At 71.7% G+C, this 4,540-nt stretch carries 3 protein-coding genes and 1 pseudogene; 3 read left to right on the top strand and 1 reads right to left on the bottom strand.

What is annotated here, in order from left to right:
* Positions 1 to 218: 218 nt before the first annotated feature.
* Positions 219 to 1,589, bottom strand: coding sequence for a S9 family peptidase (locus KBX53_RS23435; RefSeq protein ID WP_210861668.1), 1,371 nt, complete (start codon positions 1,587 to 1,589; stop codon positions 219 to 221).
* A 190-nt stretch (positions 1,590 to 1,779) separates the two neighbouring features.
* Between KBX53_RS23435 and KBX53_RS23430 the strand changes: the two genes are divergently transcribed.
* The 3 genes and pseudogenes from KBX53_RS23430 to KBX53_RS23420 all read left to right on the top strand — a co-directional run.
* Positions 1,780 to 2,103 carry a MazG-like family protein gene (locus KBX53_RS23430; protein WP_030332544.1) on the top strand — a complete coding sequence of 108 codons (324 nt, stop codon included), beginning with the start codon at positions 1,780 to 1,782 and terminating at the stop codon, positions 2,101 to 2,103.
* Between the two features lie 597 nt (positions 2,104 to 2,700).
* Complete coding sequence (locus tag KBX53_RS23425; RefSeq protein ID WP_210861667.1) at positions 2,701 to 3,285, top strand: hypothetical protein; 585 nt, start codon at positions 2,701 to 2,703, stop codon at positions 3,283 to 3,285.
* 553 nt (positions 3,286 to 3,838) lie between these two features.
* Positions 3,839 to 4,540, top strand: a pseudogene (locus KBX53_RS23420) (hypothetical protein); the annotation flags it as partial.

Genomic DNA, 4,540 nt, shown 5'->3' with positions numbered 1-4,540 from the left:
CCGCCACGGCGTTCTTCACCGCACTCAAGAACGTCGGCGGCTGGCAGGACCTGCCGCTGACCACCGCCGCGCAGACCGTGCAGGTCTCCGCCTTCCCGTACGCGTACGCGCAGTGGGAGGAGCAGGCGGCGGACATCGTCCAGCAGCTCTGGTGACGACACCCGCACATCCCGCGCCGGCCGGTCCCGTTCAGGGGCCGGCCGGCGTTCGTCGTGCCCTCAGCAGGCCGGGTAGAGACGGCGGGTGCCGACCCCGGCGGCGTACGCGTCCCGGTCGCTGAACCGGCAGCCGTAGTCGGGCCGGGCCACCACCGCCGGGTCGGTGACGGTGTCGCCGGCTGGGCGCTTGCCGGTGCGTACCCAGGACACCAGGTCGTCCCAGGCGGTGCCGGCCTCCGCCGGGGTGAACTCGCAGTGCTGCGTGGCCCGGATCGCCCGCTGAACCACCAGCTTGGCGCGGCCGTGCCGCGCCACGTCGGTGGCGTACGCCTGCTCCATGCTGAACGGCACGAACAGGTCTCCCAGACCGTGCAGGCTGAGCACCGGCGCGGTCGGTCGGCCGGCGATCCGCGGCACCTCGGTCAACGTCGGCAGGAGCCGCTGCCGCAGGTTCTCCGGGGCGACCCGCCGCACCGTGGCGTTGACGTTGACCGGGCTGTTCGGGGTGTAGCGGGTGAGCAGATTGGTGGACAGTTGGCCGGGCTGCTGGGCGGGGGAGTTGCCGCTGCTGGTGGGCACGCTGATCGAGAAGAGGAAGTCCTTCCACACCGCGAACGCGGCGTCCGCTCCCGGACGCGGCCCGCCGGAGCGGTTCACCGTGATCGCCCGCAGCTGCTTGCCCCGCTCGGTGGTGGTGTCCGGCCCGGTGGGGGTCAGCCCGGCCAGGCCGAGCGCCACCTGGATGCGCGGCACCGCGTTGGTCAGGTAGTCGGCCGGCGTGGGATAGGCCGGCACCCCGGCGAGCGCCTGCGCGACCAGGTTGTAGTCCAGGTAGAAGTCGAGAAGCGTCTGATCGCCGAGCACCCCGCACATCGGCAACGCGCCGTCGTAGAAGCCGGGATACTGCTCCAGCGAACGACCGATGACGTACCCGCCCATCGACACCCCGGCGACGTAGGTGTGCTGCGGTCGGCGGACCGTTCGCGCGAAATGGTCGGCGAGGTCCTTCGTGCCCAGCACACCGGAGCGGATGTCGAAGCCGTTGCGGTCGTACGAGGACGACGCCCACGCGTACCCCTGCTCCAGGAGTCGCTGGCGCAGCCCGAAGCCCGGCGGCTCCGGCGAGAGCACGGTGCCCTGGCCACGGTAGCCGTGCGCCCACATCACCAGGTCGCCGTTCCACCGGGCGGGGACCTCGATGAGGTACCCGGCGTGGCGGTGCACTCCCTGGCGTACCGTCGTCGGTTTGCCGCCGACGACCAGGGGCGCCAACGGCGGATTCTCGATGGTGTAGCCGGGCAGCGGCTCGCCGCCCCTCGCGTCGCGGCCGGTGGCGCCGGCCGGTGCGGCACCGACCAGCCCGACCGCGAGGGTCAGCGTCGTGGTGGCGGCGAGCAGCCGGCGGAGGGTGCGAACGGGTGTGGACAGCATCGATGCTCCCCATCGGACGGATGTCGCCCGGGGGCGACCAGCGGGACGGTTGCCTACCGGCCGGTAGCGTCCTGAACCTAGAACCGCCGTCGACCAGTGTCAATGGGTACGCTGACCGGCGGCTCAACCACGACTGTCCGGCCGAACCCGGTCGTCGGGGTCGGTGGGCCGATCGGGTTGACTGGTCGCCGTGGACGAGTCGATCTGGGAGGCGGCCCGGGTGTCGCGCAGCTGGCTGGACGCGGCGAACGGCACCGGGCAGACCGAGCTGACCTGCCGCATCCTCAAGCTGACCGAAGAGGCGGGGGAGGCGTCGGCCGCCTGGATCGGTCTGCTCGGGCAGAATCCGCGCAAGGGTGTCACCCACACCCGCGATGACGTGGCGGCGGAGCTGGCCGACGTCGCCTTCACCGCGCTGGTGGCCATCGAGAGCCTGGGTCTGGACGCGCAAACGGTCCTGGACGCCTGCGCCGCGAAGGTGCGTTCCCGCCTGGCAGACCAGGACCGTCGGTAGCGTCCGGTTACGCCCACCCACCCTTGCCGGGCCATGGCAGGCCGACCGCATCTGGGCGAATGCGCGCCTGATGCTTCCGTGCTCGACTTGGGTTTCCCTGACAGCGGGCTGTCCCGTCATCCGGGACACCCGCTTTCAGTGGATCATCCCGGTGGGGGCGGTTCGACGCCGACCGTCCGCCATCGCCTGGGTGGTTTGTCGGGTTGTGGGGGTCAGTGGGTGGTGACCGGGCGCACCCGCAGGCTGGAATCATGGCCGGGTCGGGGTCGTTACACATCCTGACGATCGCAGCACCACCGAGTGGGCCCCGGGCGCTGAGCCTGGTCGCGCAGGTCGGAATGCCAGCCTCCACCCGGTCGTTACAGTCCCCACGACCGACCCGGCACCGCCTCCACGAGGGCGCCGATGGATGGGCCACCCCGGAATGACCCCGGCCCCCCGGTCGTTACACCTGGATCCCCGGTGCCACGAGCCCCCCGCTCGCAGGCCGCCGACCCCTCAGACTTTCCCCGTTTGTTTGTGCAGCGCCGGACGAGGTGCTCACACCCGTGCGTCCCCCGACGTGTGGGTGTTCTTACCCCCGAAGGAGCTACCCCCATGAACACGATCATGCGTAAGAGCGTGCTGTCCGTTGCTGGTCTCGCGTTCGTCGGCGGTGTGTTCGCCGGCCCGATCGCCCACATGGCCAACCACGCCGACACCAAGCCGGCCGCGGTCACGGTGCAGGCTGACAAGCCCGACATCAGCAAGCTGATCCCGCACGGCACCCAGGGCGAGCAGTCGCACATCACCCTCAACGACGAGCAGACGGCCAACGTCAAGGCGATCATCGCCGCCACGAAGAAGGCCGGCCTGCCCGAGCGCGCCGCGGTGATCTCGATCGCGACGAGCCTGCAGGAGTCGAAGCTGGAGAACCTGGGTCACCTGGGTGATATGAACGACCATGACTCGCTGGGCCTGTTCCAGCAGCGCCCGAGCTCGGGTTGGGGTACGCCGGAGCAGATCACCGACCCCGAGTACTCCACGACCGCGTTCCTCAAGGGTCTGAAGCAGGTTGACGGGTGGCAGGACATGCCGCTGACCGTGGCCGCGCAGACGGTGCAGGTGTCGGCGTACCCGGACGCCTACGCCCAGTGGGAGCAGCAGGCCGCTGACCTGGTCGCCCAGTACTGGAACAGCTGACCCGGATTCGCACGACCGAACAGCAAGACCACCGCACGACTCCGACCGCTGGCCGGCACCCGCAACACGGGGTGCCGGCCAGCGGCATTCCTGCTGTCGCCGTGCAGGTCGCTAGCCATACCACGCGCGCCCGCGACCACCGGTCGCCGTCGCCGGCCACCCGTCGCATCCCCCGCCGTCCGTCGCCTCCCGCCCCCGTCTGCCGCCGTCCGCCGTCCGCCGTCCGCTGTCCGCCGTCCGCTGTCCGTCGCCCGTCGCCTGCCGCCTGCCGTCCACGGTCCGCGGTCCGTTGCCTGCCGTCCGCTGTCCCCGCCTGCCGTCCGCCGCCCCTGGCTGAGGGGGCCGGAATCTCGCGCTCCAGGGGTGTGGGGAGGCGGATGGTGTCGTCTGACCGGCGGGTGTCCGGAGATCGTGGACAGTTTCCGTTCGCCCCGAACGGAAACTGTCCAAGATCTCCGTCGGCGACGTAGCGGAGTGGCGTGATCGGCGCCGAGTGATCCGATCGGCCGGCGGGTACGTACCCCTGGACGGGGACCGGCGGAGGGACAGAGGCATGGCCGCAGTGGGGAACGGCGTGGATCGCGAACCGGGGTTGGGGCCGGAACCCTCCGGTGCGACCGCGCCGGAGCGGTGGTCGACCGGGGCTCGCCTGTTGGTGGCTGCCGCCGTCGTCGTGCTGCTGCTGGGTGCGGCGGCGGTGGCCGTGATCGTTGCCGATCCCGGCCGCCTCGGCATGACCTACTCCAGCCAACCCGACGGCACCCGCCCGGACGGCACCCGCCCGGACGGCACCCGCCCGGACGGCACCCGCCCCGACGGCACCGGGCACGACGGCACCCGGCCCGGTGGCGACGGTCGTCCGGGGGACGGCGCTGACCCGGACGCGTCCGACGGTCGCCGCGGCGGTGGGGGCGCTGCTGCCGAGCAACTGCTGACAGCGCCGGTGGCCGGTTGGCGAAAGGGCACCTTCGTGCTCGCGGACGGGTTGACCTCGTTCGAGCTGCGGGTGACCGAGTTGGGCGAGGACCTGTACCGGATCAGTGTCCCGGCCGGCTCGGGGTTGGCGGGACGTCCGACGGTACGGGGGGAAACAGCCCGGCTCGACCTCGTGGAATCCGGGACGCGTGGGCCGCGCGCCGTGCGGGTGTTGCTCAACGAGCGGGTCGCCTGGCGTCTGCACCTCGTCGGTGGGGTGAGCAGCCAGGTGCTGGATCTGAGCCGGGCCCGGCTGCTGGGCGTGGACCTCGCCGGTGGT

The sequence above is a fragment of the Micromonospora sp. M51 genome (assembly GCF_018070305.1).
GTDB classification, from domain to species: domain Bacteria; phylum Actinomycetota; class Actinomycetes; order Mycobacteriales; family Micromonosporaceae; genus Micromonospora; species Micromonospora parva.
Note: the sequence above shows the minus strand (reverse complement) of the source record. Positions and strands in the feature narration are given on the sequence as shown.

Excerpts from the sequence above, each read along its gene's own strand:
- KBX53_RS23425 (WP_210861667.1), top strand. The coding sequence starts at position 2,701 with ATGAACACGATCATGCGTAAGAGCGTGCTGTCCGTTGCTGGTCTCGCG.
- KBX53_RS23435 (WP_210861668.1), bottom strand. The coding sequence starts at position 1,589 with ATGCTGTCCACACCCGTTCGCACCCTCCGCCGGCTGCTCGCCGCCACC.